21 protein-coding genes are annotated in these 16,319 nt (G+C 40.1%); 7 read left to right on the forward strand and 14 right to left on the reverse strand.

Going from position 1 to position 16,319, the window contains the following annotated elements:
- The first annotated feature begins 234 nt into the window (after positions 1-234).
- A complete protein-coding gene (locus A6049_RS31060) occupies positions 235-888 on the forward strand; it encodes a hypothetical protein (RefSeq protein ID WP_063568274.1) in 654 nt (217 codons plus the stop codon).
- Positions 889-918: 30 nt separating this feature from the next.
- Here A6049_RS31060 and A6049_RS31065 read toward each other — a convergent pair whose 3' ends face one another.
- The 8 genes from A6049_RS31065 to A6049_RS31090 all read right to left on the reverse strand — a co-directional run bounded on the left by A6049_RS31065 (position 919) and on the right by A6049_RS31090 (position 4,229).
- Complete coding sequence (locus A6049_RS31065) at positions 919-1,422, reverse strand: hypothetical protein (RefSeq protein ID WP_063568275.1); 504 nt, start codon at positions 1,420-1,422, stop codon at positions 919-921.
- Between the two features lie 114 nt (positions 1,423-1,536).
- Positions 1,537-1,716, reverse strand: coding sequence for an aspartyl-phosphate phosphatase Spo0E family protein (locus tag A6049_RS31070; RefSeq protein WP_063568276.1), 180 nt, complete (start codon positions 1,714-1,716; stop codon positions 1,537-1,539).
- 1 nt (position 1,717) lies between these two features.
- Entirely contained in the window at positions 1,718-1,942 is a 225-nt protein-coding gene (locus A6049_RS31075; protein ID WP_063568277.1) for a hypothetical protein, read from the reverse strand.
- Positions 1,943-1,960: 18 nt separating this feature from the next.
- Complete coding sequence (locus tag A6049_RS31080; protein WP_063568278.1) at positions 1,961-2,287, reverse strand: hypothetical protein; 327 nt, start codon at positions 2,285-2,287, stop codon at positions 1,961-1,963.
- A 50-nt stretch (positions 2,288-2,337) separates the two neighbouring features.
- Positions 2,338-2,697: a hypothetical protein gene (locus A6049_RS31085; protein WP_063568279.1), complete on the reverse strand. Its 360-nt coding sequence runs from the start codon at positions 2,695-2,697 to the stop codon at positions 2,338-2,340.
- A gap of 266 nt (positions 2,698-2,963) precedes the next feature.
- Complete coding sequence (locus tag A6049_RS33500) at positions 2,964-3,131, reverse strand: hypothetical protein (RefSeq protein WP_006211836.1); 168 nt, start codon at positions 3,129-3,131, stop codon at positions 2,964-2,966.
- 79 nt (positions 3,132-3,210) lie between these two features.
- Positions 3,211-3,381 (reverse strand): hypothetical protein, encoded by a 171-nt coding sequence (locus A6049_RS33505; RefSeq protein ID WP_006211837.1) that lies wholly within the window; start codon positions 3,379-3,381, stop codon positions 3,211-3,213.
- Between the two features lie 518 nt (positions 3,382-3,899).
- On the reverse strand, positions 3,900-4,229 hold the full coding sequence (locus A6049_RS31090; RefSeq protein ID WP_145921972.1) for a YolD-like family protein: 330 nt from the start codon (positions 4,227-4,229) through the stop codon (positions 3,900-3,902).
- Between the two features lie 248 nt (positions 4,230-4,477).
- On the opposite strand from A6049_RS31090, the gene A6049_RS31095 reads away from it, so the two are divergent.
- Positions 4,478-4,699, forward strand: coding sequence for a helix-turn-helix transcriptional regulator (locus A6049_RS31095; RefSeq protein ID WP_063568281.1), 222 nt, complete (start codon positions 4,478-4,480; stop codon positions 4,697-4,699).
- A gap of 181 nt (positions 4,700-4,880) precedes the next feature.
- Here A6049_RS31095 and A6049_RS34455 read toward each other — a convergent pair whose 3' ends face one another.
- From A6049_RS34455 to mobQ, 6 genes are all read right to left on the reverse strand, one after another.
- Complete coding sequence (locus A6049_RS34455; protein ID WP_006211840.1) at positions 4,881-5,009, reverse strand: hypothetical protein; 129 nt, start codon at positions 5,007-5,009, stop codon at positions 4,881-4,883.
- A gap of 86 nt (positions 5,010-5,095) precedes the next feature.
- Positions 5,096-6,163 (reverse strand): ArdC family protein, encoded by a 1,068-nt coding sequence (locus A6049_RS31100; RefSeq protein WP_063568282.1) that lies wholly within the window; start codon positions 6,161-6,163, stop codon positions 5,096-5,098.
- A gap of 2 nt (positions 6,164-6,165) precedes the next feature.
- On the reverse strand, positions 6,166-6,351 hold the full coding sequence (locus tag A6049_RS31105) for a hypothetical protein (protein WP_006211841.1): 186 nt from the start codon (positions 6,349-6,351) through the stop codon (positions 6,166-6,168).
- Between the two features lie 30 nt (positions 6,352-6,381).
- A complete protein-coding gene (locus tag A6049_RS31110) occupies positions 6,382-8,502 on the reverse strand; it encodes a type IA DNA topoisomerase (RefSeq protein WP_063568283.1) in 2,121 nt (706 codons plus the stop codon).
- 18 nt (positions 8,503-8,520) lie between these two features.
- The gene (locus A6049_RS31115) at positions 8,521-10,758 is read right to left on the reverse strand and encodes a VirD4-like conjugal transfer protein, CD1115 family (RefSeq protein WP_063568284.1); all 2,238 of its coding nucleotides are present in this window, start codon (positions 10,756-10,758) and stop codon (positions 8,521-8,523) included.
- Between the two features lie 9 nt (positions 10,759-10,767).
- A complete protein-coding gene (gene mobQ / locus A6049_RS31120; RefSeq protein ID WP_063568285.1) occupies positions 10,768-12,738 on the reverse strand; it encodes a MobQ family relaxase in 1,971 nt (656 codons plus the stop codon).
- 262 nt (positions 12,739-13,000) lie between these two features.
- On the opposite strand from mobQ, the gene A6049_RS31125 reads away from it, so the two are divergent.
- The 5 genes from A6049_RS31125 (at position 13,001) to A6049_RS31145 (ending at position 16,199) form a co-directional block, all read left to right on the forward strand.
- Positions 13,001-13,288 carry a hypothetical protein gene (locus tag A6049_RS31125; RefSeq protein ID WP_063568286.1) on the forward strand — a complete coding sequence of 96 codons (288 nt, stop codon included), beginning with the start codon at positions 13,001-13,003 and terminating at the stop codon, positions 13,286-13,288.
- A gap of 1 nt (position 13,289) precedes the next feature.
- On the forward strand, positions 13,290-13,562 hold the full coding sequence (locus A6049_RS31130) for a hypothetical protein (RefSeq protein WP_063568287.1): 273 nt from the start codon (positions 13,290-13,292) through the stop codon (positions 13,560-13,562).
- A 38-nt stretch (positions 13,563-13,600) separates the two neighbouring features.
- Positions 13,601-14,362, forward strand: coding sequence for a hypothetical protein (locus tag A6049_RS31135; protein ID WP_063568288.1), 762 nt, complete (start codon positions 13,601-13,603; stop codon positions 14,360-14,362).
- A 250-nt stretch (positions 14,363-14,612) separates the two neighbouring features.
- Complete coding sequence (locus A6049_RS31140) at positions 14,613-15,794, forward strand: ParM/StbA family protein (RefSeq protein WP_063568289.1); 1,182 nt, start codon at positions 14,613-14,615, stop codon at positions 15,792-15,794.
- Between the two features lie 3 nt (positions 15,795-15,797).
- Entirely contained in the window at positions 15,798-16,199 is a 402-nt protein-coding gene (locus tag A6049_RS31145) for a hypothetical protein (protein ID WP_063568290.1), read from the forward strand.
- Positions 16,200-16,319: the final 120 nt, after the last annotated feature.

Genomic DNA, 16,319 nt, shown 5'->3' on the forward strand with positions numbered 1-16,319 from the left:
CTGGGTGTGTGAGCTGCACCGGTGGTCGCTATAGAGCTGTTCGGATCTCGTCTGGATCGGAGAGAGCAGCCGCGTGCCGGGCGCTCAGGCTTTAGCTCGTGGGCGTTATGGATGTTCAGAGAAAATAAATTATTAGACTAGAGGTGTTGATCTGACGCCGGTTTAGATTCCCGCATTAGATACCCCTTTTTCACACATAATAATGAGCATCAATTAGATAAAGGATGTGTTCTAGTGCCTAATGAACCTATCTGTATGTACACATGGATATCAGAAAAATTAATGGGAGATCAAACGAGTTATATTGTAGCAACATTGGATGAAGAAAGAGCTTCTTCATATTGGGGCGTGGATATTTCCTCTGGTCATATACGACTGATTGAAAATGAAGAGCAATTTATATACCGAAGTGAAGACATCGTTCCTGTCGCAGAGCTTAATAGCCCCCAGGGAGCTAAATTAAAACGATTATTTGACCATGCAGCTAAAGCCGTATGGAGCGAAGATTTAGATTCAAGAAGACTTTTACATGTATTTTATTTCAATATAACAAAAATAGGTAATTCTGAAGCAATAGGCAGAACATATTTTTACAATAATCATTTGTATATTGTCTTAACAATTAAGGATTATGCAGGGCTGAATGCGTTTTCTCACGAACTCGGACATGCACTTTATTTTTCTAATCCTAAACTAATGGGAAATGATCCGGTAACAGGAACGAAACATCATAATAAAGATGGGAACTTGATGTATCCAAGTATTTCTTTAACAGAGCTTTTACAATTGGAACAACAACAATTGAATGCAGTGAACAACAGTTATTTAGTTAATCCAGATGCACTATCTGGGTTCCCATTATCTAATATTAATACAAGTATCGAATAGAGAAATAGCATATTCAGGATACAAAAACCACTATTTCGTATCCTGAATTTTTTGTTTTTTAGCTCTTATTCTCATGGATTTACCGTTTATTTTGTCTGCTCTTACAGCCAATCCAGACAAATAATCATCCGTTATTCTCTCAGGAAAGACCCCGGTACGATCCCTTAGAATATTTTCTAGTACCCATGTCTTTCGCGTCCAATATTCATAGTCCTTACCTGTTAACTCGACATGTTCCTGAAAATCACCCTTGGCCTTATTAAGAACCCTCAGATAGTTATAAAAATCTGTCCGTTTCTGACGAACCAAACGAAGCATAACAATTAAATCATTGGTTGATCTTTGCATGAGCTGCATGGTGTTCTCGTCCGCATCTGAAATGGTAACATTGTTTAGCAGGAAAGGGATCTGCTTGCGCTGACCATTCTCCTGTGCATCTTCAGTTGTAATAGACATTTCACAAAAACCACAGTAATAAAAATCTATTTCACTCTTCAGATCACCACCGCAATAAGGACATGTACATATCACCATTCTTCATCCATCCTCTCTTTCCATGACTTTAATCCTGCTGTTTACTACAGCGATGTATGATAAAATAGGAAGGGTGAGCGACCCGGCAAAAGTTTCTCACCCTAAGTCGATTGCTTATGCAGTCGGCTTTTCCTTTTTTATCAACTCATTATACTCATTTAGCACTATATCAAGCTCTTTGGATTTCATAAGCGTACGCGGATCATTTATACCGTAATTCTCGGCCAGCTCATTCAATAACTGCCGTTCCATCTCAATACGATTTTTCAAGTCCATCAGCTCGTCATCTCCCATATTATTTAGCTCCAAATAATTGATCGGCTACCATCGTAAACAGTTCATCGACAACTTTACCATCTCGAATTAGTCTATTTTCCAAACCAGGAATCACCGGGACGGCCATTTCTAGCATGAAATATTTCAATTCCTGTTCAGCGGTTAGGTCTAAAGAAGGCTTCTTCTGAGGAAACAGAACAACATTATCACTCGGAACCGAACTACTTTTATAGACACTCTCCACGTTCTGATTCTCCTTCCGTTATCGGATAAAAACACTATTCGGCTTGTACGTGTCACCGTGATTTTCAATTTTGGTTAACTGCTTTCGTACATTTTCCGGAACAAGCAGCCATTTAAGCATTTGCTGTAGCCCTCTCGAACCTTCACCGCTATAGAACCAGGAGAAGCCGGTAAATTGAAATTGCTCACTCGCTGTACGGATTGTAAGTCTGTACCACCTTCTTTGTGTGAACGTGCCGCGAACGCTGATTATTTCGCCAGGCTGAAGCCTACCGGACTCTATGAGACGTTTGGCAGTCTGTAGCGCCTTCTGCGTTGTAGGCTTTCTATAGTACCGATATTTCATTTTATATTCAGTCTCCTTTGATGCGCCGGGAGAAACCCGGCGCATTAGATTTAATTAGCTTCTCGCTGGCCGCGAATTTCAATAGAAGGAATATCCATTTCAAAAGTTGCGACTTGTTCAGTAATGACTGCATCAATTAGTTCCTGAATCTTGTTGGTTATAAGATGACACTCAGTAACTTGCACCGTCCAAATGCAATAATAGATAGGCTTTCTTTCATCCACCTTCTTCAGCATACCTGCCCATTCATGAGTTCGGGCAGGGGTGAGGTTATCAACCATTCCCCGGTACTCGTCCATTGTCAGAAAGTGTATTTTAACCGGTTGTCCATTTAAGACAAACACCGCTTTTTTATAGATGCCATGGCATACAGTCAAAGCTGCTAATATTTTTGATTTATGAGTTTTCATATTCTTCCTCCTGCTCTTTGATGGATGGATGTGGGCAGCAGCCTGGCGGCCGCTGCCGGTCTTCCTATTTCCGGTCATTGTATTTTTGCGTTGACCAATTGAGCAGGAAAGTAATCGACTGAAGAAAAATACTGAACAAAATGAGTATCAAAAGTAACATTTCCATTGGGGTTGTCCTCCCTTTAACATGATAAATTTTTGTGTTATGATGGGAGGGTAAGGGTTGAGAAAGCATCCCCCTTACCCAACCTGTTAGCACGGGTTAATTATTTAGGCTTTTTCTTGGGCTTCGACCGCTGCGAACGGTCGGAGCCTTTTACTTTTTGTCGAGCCGTATTCCATTCAATGAACGCCTTGACGACTCCTAAAAGTTGAACAATGACTTGCATAAAAGCCGCGATAACGGCCAACATGACAATCGTCTCATTCTGCATCTTCATCACCTCCTTTCAGGAATTTCTATTTTTTCTTTAACCTTCAATCCACTTCCAAGGAGCCGGGAATCTTTAGGTTTTAGGTTTGATGCACTGTTTCGGGTCTCGCTGTCTTGCCGTTTTCGTATGCTTTTGTCAAAGAGCGTTTTAATCCCATGTCCATTTCGCCGTCATAGCGTTTAAACCATATATGTTCCTGGGGAACAAGGCTGCCCGTAGGGATGGAAAAAAATTTGAGTGTCGTTCTCAAAATTTTTTCCACCTTGTTCGCCAGGGTTATATATGGTTTGCTATTAGGACGGAGAAAGGGCATGGGATTAGCTCAAAGACAAAAGCAGGAGAAAAGGGCAGTCAGAACACTAAACGGTGCGAATCAAACTGCCTTTGACCTTTGCCCCGTGTGGGGTGTTAAGCGAAGGCCAGGAACGTAGGCGGCTTTAGCAGGGGTGTTTTCCCCCGGCTTAGGCCGCCTAGTTATCGGGCTGAGTAACCCCGCAGCGGTGCGTACCAGGTCTTAGGCGGTGTATTTTACCGCCTTAGAGCTGGTAGCATAAGCCCTCCATGAATTAAAATCCTTACTTGGCTCAAGCCAAGCTTATGCTGAAGCATATACAGAAAAAGGGCAGCCCCTTGTAGGCCGCCCTTTTTAATATTCGGAAATTACTTCGTGCCGGCAAGTTTGCCAACAAATTAATGTTCGTGTTTAACCTGACAAATTCCATGCTGCAGAAACTTTGCTCGGATCCAAATTGCATCTTTTTCCGAATGTTAGCCTTCATCCACGCCCAGGATCAAAGAGAAGGGCACTCGCTCCCAATCATCTAAGTCGATTGAAAATTTAGCCTGCCTTGTCTGTTGATCCATTTGAGTGACTATTCCCGTTAGCGTTCGATCCTCAAACTCCCCAAATATCCGGATTGTTACCTCACGACCAAGTTTTAATGACATTGCAAGTTTCTGACCAATGTCCTCTTTTTCCTGTTCGTCCAAAACAGGCAATTTTTTACGCCGATTTTCTTTCTCTTGTCGCAACATAGACTCACGATGTTCGGGAAGAATAAAACGACTGTGCCACATACTAGGTTCATCCTGAAGCAAAAAACCACCCCCAAAATAAGAACATATATTCTCATTATGAGGGCGATTTTTGTTTTATGCAATTGATGAATCGAAACTTTTGCAAGGTGAGAGGACCCGGCAAAGTATCCCACCCATCGGAAAGGGGAGGATGACCCCTTCTATCCATTATACAACACGTCCTTTAGGACGTCGATCTTTAGATCGTTATGGAATATTAGATACTTCGGTAATATCTATAAAAAAAGAGAACAGGGAGTTTACCGACCTTGAGATTAAAAGAAGCACGGGAATTAGCGAATTATACTCAGGAATCACTTGTACAAGAAATTCAAATTCAAATGGAATGCTCTTTACGGCATTATCAGAATATAGAATACGGCAAGAAAATACCTACAATGCCCCTTGGACTATTAATCTGTAGGATCTGCGGTGTTGATCCGAACGATATAGACGAGTGGAAGATAGCCAGGACAATTGGTAACTCATGAAATTGATGTGCCTGGATGTTCCTAAACGCTCCTACTGTGGTATAATAAAAGTATAACAGGTGTAAAATAAACAAAAGCCACGATGCTGGACACATCGTGACTTGTCAACAAAGGCCGGTGGGCGACCACGGCGAATTTCAATCAAACGAATGAAAAACCACCGGATTGCAAGGCTACCAACCTATTCCCGGTGGTTTTTCTTGTTCCGCGCTGCTTTCCACGCACTGCATAAGGCTATTAACCCCACTGCAATACTAACTAGCTTATCGCTAATTTCAAGAAAATGCTGCACGACTTCAAGAAGTGACACGGCGTCACCCCCTTTCGGGTAAGCTTCGCCGTGCCGATAATCCCACCGGTTACTTTGTCTTCTCTATTATACCATAATCAGCCTATTTAACGCTCTAATTCTGGCCCTGATTTTGATTTTGGTAACTCATTTAGATTCGATTTGTCTTGTCCTTTTGGCTTCTCGTCTCGATCCGTGGAAGCCGCTGCCACTTCTCTAGCTGCATCCATACCAGGAATCGTTAGCTGCGTTTTTGTAGCTTCCTGCATACGTTCCCTATTCAATTGGTGGTCAACCTCACGAATAATATTATTAGCGGTTTTCTGGATCTCGCCCAGGGCTTGTTTAGCCAATTGAATATCCTTTGCCCAGGTTGCAATATAACCGGCGCTGTAGGCTTCGGTATCCATTCCATAATACTTTGTGACCATAAAGGCCGTGGCTTCAGCCTGGGCTTCCTTGTGTTCTCGTGGCAAGTCCTTCAAAGGACTGTCCATTCGGTGGAGCTGCGAATGTGCATACTCATGGATTAATGTTTTGAATTTCATTGTCGAATTTTCAATAGCCGGATTGATCCGGATGGCATGATCCTCACGATCATAATACCCACGCACATTAGGCTTGTCCTTAAAATCCTCGGCATTCTCTCGTACATCCATTTTCTTTGCAAGATGATCGGAAAACTGACGATACATCTGTGCAGCTCCTGCACTGTCTCTTATATCATCACGGACAAACTGCCGTACATTGACTATTTCTTTACCTTGCGTTTGGCTTACGTCAAATACGTTTACCGCCTTGAAGCCTGTAAGCATTTCCTTCTTTTCTGTAATCTCTTTTCCTTTTGAATCGAGCTGTGGGCGTTGCGTAACTGGATCTATTTTAGTCATTTCGACTTTCTTAAATGTAGGAGCGAAAATTTTAACGGCCGTTTCACCTTTCTGAACCTGTCGCCCCATTTCCTTCCAGGCATTGTATCCCTGCACCATGGTAGCTTCAGGTTTTTGGGCATAAATCATAACCACATTATTTAAACTGTATTTTGGGAATTTAGATGCCACTTCTAAATAACGTTGAAATTCGGCCTTGCTAAATATCCTTTCTATGGCCTGGTCAACTTGTTTTTGCACCTGAGCCATCTTCGCTTCGTAGTCGCCAGATTTAGGAAACGGCATTGTTATTCACCCTCCCTCACGTATAGAGGTTCGTACAATTTAACCCCGTTTTCTACAATCTCCAGATAGGCGATTTCTTCATAGTTAACAAGATCCCCGTTTGGAACTTCCTCATATGACAGATATCCTTCAGGCTTTGTCACGTAAATAGGTTTCTCGCTCCCCACGATCTCATAAAATTGGTACATGGTGTTTCCCCTCTCTGTCATGAGAAAATGTTATGAGAAAATAAATTCGATCTTTCCATCTTTCAAGGAAAGAGCTGCTTCAAATTTCTTTTTACTTTTGCTCGTAAATCCCTTGATCGTGCCAGTTTTCCCTTTCTCACATAGCGTCTTAATTTGAGTAGGGGTTAACTTTTTGCCTAGTAGCTCTTTGAAAAATGTTATCTTGCAACCCTCTTTATAGGCCGTACAACCGTAAAACTTCCCTTTGTCCGTTATATAGCCGTTCCCACAAGGACATTTGCAAATTTGATCGGCTTCTTCGGTGGCTGCAATCTGCGCCTGGACGTTCAAATTTCCCATGTCAGCAGAAGCTTGTTCCAATAATTTATGACATAATTTTTTCGTGTTCTCAATAAAGACGCTGCTTTTCTTGTTACCTCGGCCGATCTCCTTCAGGAATATTTCCCATTGAGCCGTCATTTCAGGTTTGGAAAGAACTGTACCTTTCACAGCTTCACATAAAACCTCGCCCTTCGGTGTTACATAGACCTGGTTTTTCTTCACTAGTATAAATTCACGTTGCATGAGTGTTTCGATAATACTTGATCTTGTCGCTTCAGTGCCTAATCCTTCACTCTCATTCAAGGCATCCCGCATTTCCTTATCCTCAACGTGACGACCGGCATTAGTCATGAGAGTGATAAGCTGCCCCTGTGTATACGGCTTAGGCGGCTGCGTCATCCCATCCTTGACACTTACAATCCCGTTCGTTGGATCAGCCTGTTTAACTCGCGGTAGGGCTTTGTCATCGTCCTCTTCATCATCCGTTCCTTCCGGATCGTTGCGATACAGCAGCTTCCAACCAATAGACTTTTCAGTCTTACCCTTTGTAATAAAATCAACTTCACCAATGGCTGTTGTAATGACGGTTTCCTCGTAAGTATAATCGGGCAAAAACATGCCTAACGCACTTTTGATAATTTCATCATAGGTAGCCTTTTCCATTTCCGTAAAGTCTGCGGTTGATGATGGTATTTTTTCAGTCGGAATAATGGCGTAGTGATCGCTCACTTTATCCGAATTAACATATCTTTTGGATGGCTCCAAGCTATGCGCCTGGAACGACACACCTATGAGCTGCTGATAATTGCTTAGGTTCTGCTTCAAGTATGCAAATTCTTCTGTTGTAATGTGCTGTGAATCGGATCGTGGATAGGAGACAAAACCTTTTTCATAGAGTGACTGCACAGTAGTTAATACGTCCGTTGGACTATATTTCTTCTTTTTATTCATGGCCGCCTGTAAACCGGATAGATTATACAAGGTAGGCGGCTGCGTCCGCTTCTCATTCACTTCAACTAGCTTGACAACCCCATTATACGTAGTCTTTCCAGGCTCAATATAGGGTTTTACTGCTTCATACAGCTTTTCTTTAGATGGGTAACGATCGCGTAGCTTACCAGTGTATTTCCCTGTAGAAACGGTGAACTCAGCCACAAGCTCATAAAATGGTTCGGATTTAAAATTTTTAATTTCACACTGACGGTTGTAAATGAGCGTAAGCACCGGTGTTTGTACTCGCCCTACACTAAATACATCCTTGAACCCCTTACGCTGCAGATGCAGCGTGTACAACCGACTTGCATTAAGTCCGATAAGCCAGTCAGAGATTTGCCGTGCTTGGGCTTCATAAAAGAGGTTAATGGTCGTTGATCCGTCCCGTACTTCAGCAAAACCTTTCCGTATCGCATTTTCGGTTAGAGAGGAAGTCCATAGCCGTTTTATTGGCTTGTTGGAACAACCGGCCATCATAATAAGCAGCCGGGCAATATTTTCACCCTCGCGCGCCGGGTCAGTCGCTATAATAATTTGATCGGCTTCTTTCAGTAAATCCTTTACAATTTTGAACTGTACTGCCTTATCCTTTGAAACCTTATATTCAAAACTCTCCGGAATTATAGGGAGACTGTCCAAGCTCCATCTCTTCCAGGCTTCGTTGTATTCATCTGGATTTTTAAGTTCTACGAGATGCCCAATAGCCCATGTGACCTTAGCGCCGCCTGGAAACTCCTTGCATGGGTTAATGAGAAGAAAGCCTTTCCCCTTGGTATGTGGGAAAGGCGTAGCCAATTTTCTGGCCTGGTCAGGTTTTTCAGCTAATACGGTTATCATTGTGCATTCCTCCATTTATCACATTGGTAAGTCGTCTGAATCGTCCAGTTCCTTTTTCTCTTCATCCTCATCCGTTTCTTCCTGAACAGCAGCCGCTTCATCCGTAAGCTCCTTAATCACTTCCATTAAAGCTTCAGCGTCAGGATCATCGTCACCAATGCCGTTTAACGCATCCTCTAGCTCTCTAAAGGCCGCCTGTACATCTTCATCGGTCATTCCATCATCTGTTGCTTCAGTAGCAATAGGAGCTTCTTCAAGTGGTTCTAATGGTGTTTGAACGATTGGGTCAAGATTACCTAACAACATGCTTAGTTCTTCTGTTGAGATACCTTCTCCGTCCTCAAATTCATCTTCTTCCGCAAACGGTACGTCTTCTTCTTCAGGAATCTTTTCCATTTCCTCTTCTAAGGCCAGCATTTCGGCTTCTAAGGCTTCATCATAATCCGCATCTTCTAATTCCCGTTCTTCTGGATCGATGGCTGTATGAGCTTCTGGAAGCTTCTCAACATGGTTTACTGAGCTAATACCGAAGAACTTCAAAAAGTTATTTCTGGAAGAACGTTCGTAGTTAGGTTTACGGTCTTTTCCGAATAGGAATTCGCCATACACTTTATACTGATAAGACTTTTCTAGTTTTAAAGGAAAATAGCCGTTCACGAAAAGATAGCACACAGCAGGGTTTACATTAAGCAGCTCACCTTGTGTAATCAAAGGTCGCTTTACAAACTGTTCTGAAATGCTTTTAGAAGCGTTTTTCTCTCCAATAGAGGTACTTTTCTGTTTATGCTTAATCGTGGTTTCCCCGGCAACATCACTGAAGTATTTGGCGGTCTTGGTATCCTTGGTTCGCAAAAACAGTGTTGTATCATGATTGTTGATGATGGATCGCGCCATATCCGGTCCATACATACGTTTGTCTTCCAATTGCCCGATATCTTGAATAACCGTGTGCATCGACATCCCCAGTCCTCGACAAGTTGCCAGGATGTTCGGATATCCATTGATTTTCCCGATATTCGCAAATTCATCCAGTAAGTAAATAGAGTCAATTGGCAGCCGTGAATGATTCTCGTCCGCGATATCATAGAAGGTGTCAATTAGTTGTTCAAAGAAAGTGGCCGTGAGCTGCTTAAATGGATTACTCTTCATGCGTACTTTAATGTAAAGTACCGTTTTTTCTTCCTGAAGATCCCGGAAGTTAAAAGAACTCTTTGCCGTAAATTTTGCAATCTTCCGCATGGCGAAGATCCCAATTTGTTGAGCCAATGTGGACATAATTCCCGTTCTTGTGTTCCCGGCGCTCATATTAGCCAGAGTAAACATGTCATATGCTGGATGGTCTACAGACATTTCTTCCAGCAAGTTATCCAGGAATTCTTCATCCTTTCCTGCCTTGGCCGTAAATTGTACTACATGAGTCATGGTTGCAGTATGACGGTATTCCGTTTTGATATAGAGAATAATAGCTGCAAAATAGGCTATGGCCGATTCGCTCCAAAAATCCCTTTTCCCATCATCTACCGCATTGGATGCAATAGTATTCGCGACAGCTCGCGCATCTTCATCATCGTCAACATAATCCAGAGGATTATAGCCAACCTCTTCCGAAAAATTAACAAAATCAATTTGATAAACTTTGTAACCTTGATCTCGTTTGAGTTGGTGAGTGGCTTCATAAATCTCCCCTTTAGGGTCGGTTACGATGATAGTTTCTTCAACATGATTCATCATATTTGGAAAAACATAAGCCTGGCCTTTACCTGATCCAGACGATCCGATAATTAAAACATTTCGATTATCAATATTTGTTCCTTTGGGCATGATGATTAGTTCTTTTCGACTTGGAATTTTCCCCAAGATGATACCAGGTTCCATCTTGAATGCGCTCAGTGGATCTTTGTTGTAAGCATTACGTTTAGAAAATGTCTTCCCATTAACTACATCAGATGGCTGACCCCATTTTGATGTTCCGTGTAATCCGAAATCACTGGCATCCACAAGTTTCGGTAACAAAATAGATGACCTCATTGAATACAACATGCCCCCTAAGATAACAAACGGCATCAAGGAAAATATGACTTTCAAATTTTCCTGGGCGTAAGCAAAAGAAACAACCTTTACAGGCTCTAGCAATAATTGCGTTAAATCGCCACCTGGGCCAATTACATAAAAACCAACCATGAGCAGATATGAGAACAAAATACTCATCAGGAAACTAGCAAAAATGGGTTTCCACGCCTTGTTTTTAAATTCCATAATACCACCTTAATGATCCAACTCTTGACCTCTGTATCTTCTTCGTTGCTTCTTCTCAGTAGGATCTTTTTCATGTTTTTTGTTTTCATTCGCACGTTGCGCTTGCTCCAATGCCTGGAACAATCCAGATGCAACACTTTGTGAATATTGACGTTCGACTTGTTGATCAGGTGTAAATGAATTATCCATAGGTTTGTCATTAATTTCTTTTGTGATTTGTTGATGAATAACATTAAGATCCTGGTCAACTCGTCCGGAACTCATTCCGTTGTCTTGCCGATCCTGAAGGCGTAGTAAGACTTCAGCATTTGTAATGTGATCGAGTGAATCAGAATAATGTTTTTGTAAATTTACTCGAAGTAATTGAACGTTTCCAGCTAAATCTTTTTCATGTCGGTCTTTTTGTAATGTGAACTGCTCAATCTTTTTGTTCGCTTCATAGACAAGATCAAAGTTTTGTTCATTTAAAGCACTTAACCGTTCTTTCATTTGTTTCTGTATCGCTCTGTCTAAGATGAAAACACTCTTCGAAATATTTCTAGTTTGTTCAGCCAAAGAAGGAGTATTTCTTTCATGCTCTTTATATTTGGAAATAGCATAAGAAGATACTTCATCTTCGCGTAATACTTTATTCGTCTCTTTGAAATACTGGACTGCATGATACATTTCATCGACAGAATAATTATTGGTGGACTGATACAGAACTGAAAATTCTTTTCGAGTAAAATCACTTTGGATATCTAAAGCTTGATCAGCTTTGTCTAAAAGCATTTTCAACTTAGATAGGTCTTCCATATTTTTTTGTTCTAGCGTTTTGATATGTGAAACCTTCTCCTTCATTTGATCCATAAATTTAGAAGGAGTGAAGCCATATTTCAATACTTGCTTCGGATCATCTTGATATGCTTTGAATGCTTTATTTAGCAAGTTCTTTTCAGAAATAATTTTAACTTTTTCGCTTTCAATTTTCTTATTCCAGTTTCCATTTTCGATTTCATATTTAACTTGTTTTGCAATGATATAATCCACATAACTTTTAGATCTTTGTGCCACCATAGATAGAGCTGTTTTCTCTCCATCATTCAGCTTTCGACTAGATCGAATAACATTAAGTTGTTCAGCAAGGGATTTTTCATTTTTATATTCAGAAAGAGAAACAACTTGTTGCTTTTTCAATTTTTTCAGCTTATCTAATTCGGAGTTAATCAGTTTAATTTCTTCGTTAATTTTTCCATAGTAAGTAACTGGTTCATAAGGAACATTGTTTCTGATCGCTTGCTCTTTCACTCTAGTTTCATACTGGAAAGCTGTACGTTCCAGTCTGATTCCAGGTACACGATCCAATCCTTGATTTTTGTAACTTTCGTGACTAACTCGCTCTTCGATTCCACGATCCTTTAATTTCTCATTAATTAGATCCGCATAATTCTTCCTCCATTGAACAAGCGTTTCTTTTTCATTCCAGTTAGTCAAATGCACACTTACTTTCTTCATCACCCCGTTAACTTCTTTATCAACTTTCTGACGTTTATTTCCCCAGGAACCATCTTCATTAAAAGGACGCATGGTGAGCATGACATGAGCATGGGGATTGTTCTCCTTATCTCTGTGAATTGCAATATCAGCAACCATTCCTTCATCTGAAAAATTCTCTTTGCAAAATTGAAGGAGCAATTCCTTTTGATCATCGTTGTTCAGATCGTTTGGAAGAGCAAGACGAATTTCTCTGGCTATTTGTGCATTCTTCTGCTTTTCAATTTTTTCGACTTCATTCCATAAACGTTCACGATTGTTGACCCAATCTGGCGCATTCTTCGGAGCCAGGATGAAGCATTCAGGTGCAACAGTTCTTTCACCGTAATTTTTAGTCAAACCATCGCGTTCAGAATATAAAGGTTCTCCGCTGCGATAAGCTGCGGCCGCAACAGCGGAATGATTCATACGGTTTAATATCTGTGAGCTAAAGTAAAAGTACCCCATACATGCCCACCTCCTTCCAAGCCCCTGCGGGTTATTTGCTGCAAGCAAACTCCTTTCCAACGGAAAGGTCATTCACGGGAAGTGAATGAATTCGAGCGAAGGCGAGACCCATTCCCTGCGAAGCAGGGGTATAAATGGGCACTCTCACTTCGTTCATGTGATCTAGTATACCACACTTTCCCACATTTTAGTAGACTTTTCGCCTAAATTACGGTAAAATTGATGCATTAAACACCGTAATTACTTAAAGGAGGAAAACAAAGTGGCGAAAAAAAGCAAACTCGGACAAGTACAGAAATTAGAGGAACAGATTAAAGAGTTACGCGAGAAGCAGAAGAAAATAATCGAGCAAGCTCAGAAAGACATTGGGGAGTATTTGATGGATTCATGGGAAGTAGAAGATATCGAACAAGCAAAGGCACTTATTGATAAGTTTAAGCAAGAAGCTAAAGCTTCATTCAACAATAATGATTCCGGAAGTCGCCTAGATCAGAATCCAAGCAACAGCCAAAATAACTATAGTTCGTCCGGTTCGAATCCTGTCAATTGATATGGAACATGAAAACGAAATAAAGAAAACACCAATTTCTGATATTGATAAAAAGATTGAACAACTTGAAGAACGAAAGAACAGAATAGTTAGATTAGCATCAGAAAAAGAAAGAAAGCAGCGTGCTAATCGGTTGATCCAAACAGGAGCATTAGCCGAAAAGTATTTTGGAATTGAACACTTATCTATCGAGAAAAGAGAAGAGTTATTTAAAATTTTCTCTGACTTTATTTCGAAAAATACACCAGAAAAGTACCGGAGGAATAATGAATAAATTTTCGGTATTTTTTTATAACTAGGGAGGTATAGATAATGGACGCAAGAGATCATTTAAATAACCAAGTTATTGAGATACTTGAAGAACTTGCGAATAAACAAAAAAGCAGATCCCTGAGAAAACAACAACAAAATGAAAATCAGAGTGTTCAACCTTCTGCCGATAATAAGGTCGTCCCGATCCGTCCGGATCTGAATGATAAAAACCACACCGTGAGTAAAGTAGAACACTCAACAACAAAAGATGAAACACAGTCATTAAAAAGTTTGTTAGCTGCTCGGAACAATTTAGATTCGCTCAAAGAGAGGTTAAATAAAGATCCAGAAAAAAACAAAAATGAACTTGAAAAGTTGAGTAAAGTTGCAGTTAAACTGAACAGCAGCATTGTAAAAGCACAAAGAAAGGAAATCACTTTAGCTATTGATAATTTAAAGCGAGAACCACGTAGGTTTGTATTAAAATTGGCTGATACAAAGAGCAAAATTGAGTTGCTCAAATCCAAACTTGAAAACAATCCACGTCTTTATAAAATGCATTATGAAAAGCTTGAAAAACTTGAAAAGCTGATCGACAAAAAAATTGATAATACCCAAACGAAAACATTACGTTCTGCTATAAACAACATACAAAAAAATCCTGAAAAGTATCGTCAAGAGATTGACCGTTATGACGAAATGGAAAAAACATTGAAGCAAGGATTGAGTCAAAATAACCAAAATAATCTACAAAAAGAAAAGGAAAATGATAAAAGCCAGAAGCAAGAAAAGACAAGAAATGAATTGGAATTGTCACGATAAAACAAAAAGCAACCTTTTCTCCTTAAATAATCCCAAATGTTTTCAAATTGAATTCATTTGGGATTCATTTTGACAACATTCCGTCTTTTTCGTCAATAAAATCTAAAAATTTGAATGCAAAATGAATTCATTAAATATTCAAATTGAATTGATATTACATTCAATATCAGTTATAATAGATTTATGAATGGTATTTGAATGCCTTGTGAATTGAATTTGAATGTAAACTTATACTTAAGGAGTGATTTAGTTGAAATTAAGAGTGATAACGGATTTTGGTAACTCAAAAACAAAAATGCGAATCAATGGAGTTCGAATTGAACAACCATCTGTCATTAAAAGGCTTCACAGTCCTGAACCAGCATCAGAAACAGATATTGAAAAAAACGTTGCAAATTTGTTAGAGGAACTAAGTGTAAATATAGTAAGCCCTTCATTAAAAAGATCAGGATTTTTCTCAGTCGGACAACACGCAAATCTTGATGCTTTAAAATCCGAAAACATGAATATTAAGATCGGAAAAAAATCAAAACATGACATTCCAGTAATCATGAATTTGTCTTTGACTGCTGCACAATCAGTAAAAGAATATTACAAAAAAAATAAAAAGTTGCCTGAAAAAATTGATGTTCAGGGAACATTGACAGGTGCAATCCCTGCGTCTGAATATACTTCAGAGATAGCAAAAGAATTTGAAGAACGCTTCACCGGAAAAGATGAATCTCCAATTGTACATGTCGTCATAGTATATGTAGGTTCTCAGTCTGTTACGGTTACAATCAAATATACAAACGCCAAAATTACACAAGAAGGAATTCCAGCGTTATACGCCTTGATCGAAGCGAAGGATACGATTTTAAGAAAATTCCGTGAACTGTATAAAGACGATCCGAAACGTAATAGCATGACTCAAAGAGACTTCCTTTCTTTAAAAGGATTGGGAATTGATATTGGTTCTGGAACGACTGAGTACATTCATAGCCGCGGAGTAAACCCTGTATTGCAAAACTGTCACGGTGAAAAACGTGGCGTAGGACATGCAGCAGAAGAAGCAGGAAAATTGCTTGAATCAGAGCTTAATGGTCACCTCAAAATCAATCGTCAACGCTTTGATGAAATCATGCAAGATAGTCAAAATAATTATCATGACCTGGCTCAAAAATTCATGTCAGAAGCTCAATATGGTGAATCAAACAAGATATTAGAAGATGTGCAAGAACGATACAGCATCATAGGTGGAGATATTGATTTTATGATGGTTTTTGGAGGGGGAAGCATCACTTTCGAAGAAGACCTCTACCCAAGCCTGACCGAATTTTCTCAGGATGTAAAATGCATGATCCTCTGGATTCCGGAAGAATTTGCAATTGATATGAACTTGGATGGTCTTGAAATTTTGCATACTAAAGTGTTCTTTCCAGGAGTTGCATAACGAATGAATGATAAAAATAGAAGAGAACTTGTTTCATGGCGTATTGGTAAATTGCCCGACACCGACCAATTGAATGATTGGGTGAATGCTCAATCTAATGTTCAAAACTCAATCACTAGTTTAGTGAGACATATGATTGAACAGTTCGGTTATCGTGATGTTACGGCACACGATATTCAAAAGGCTCTTTTCCAGAAACCAATAGCTGACGAATTGCGTTCAATTTTATCTGGACTGAAAAACGTTCCTACTATCTCAATTCCACTCAGTGAAGCTGCTCCTTCTGCTAAAAATGAACCTGAAGTCGTTGCAGAAAATCCGACAGAAAATGAAATCAGTAAACCTGAAACGCCTAAAAATTCTAATGATGATATTTACGGAATGATAGACAAAACAAATCTATAAAAAAAGAGGATGGATTGGGAAACCAAACCATCCTCTTTTTTTGTTCGCTTTAGTCGTCTGGATCGGAGGGAGCAGCCGGGCGCTTGGGCTTCAGCTCGTGGGCGCTCCTGGTGTGCCTGG

The organism is Paenibacillus sp. O199, assembly GCF_001636635.1.
In the GTDB taxonomy this organism is placed as follows: Bacteria; Bacillota; Bacilli; order Paenibacillales; family Paenibacillaceae; genus Paenibacillus; species Paenibacillus marchantiae.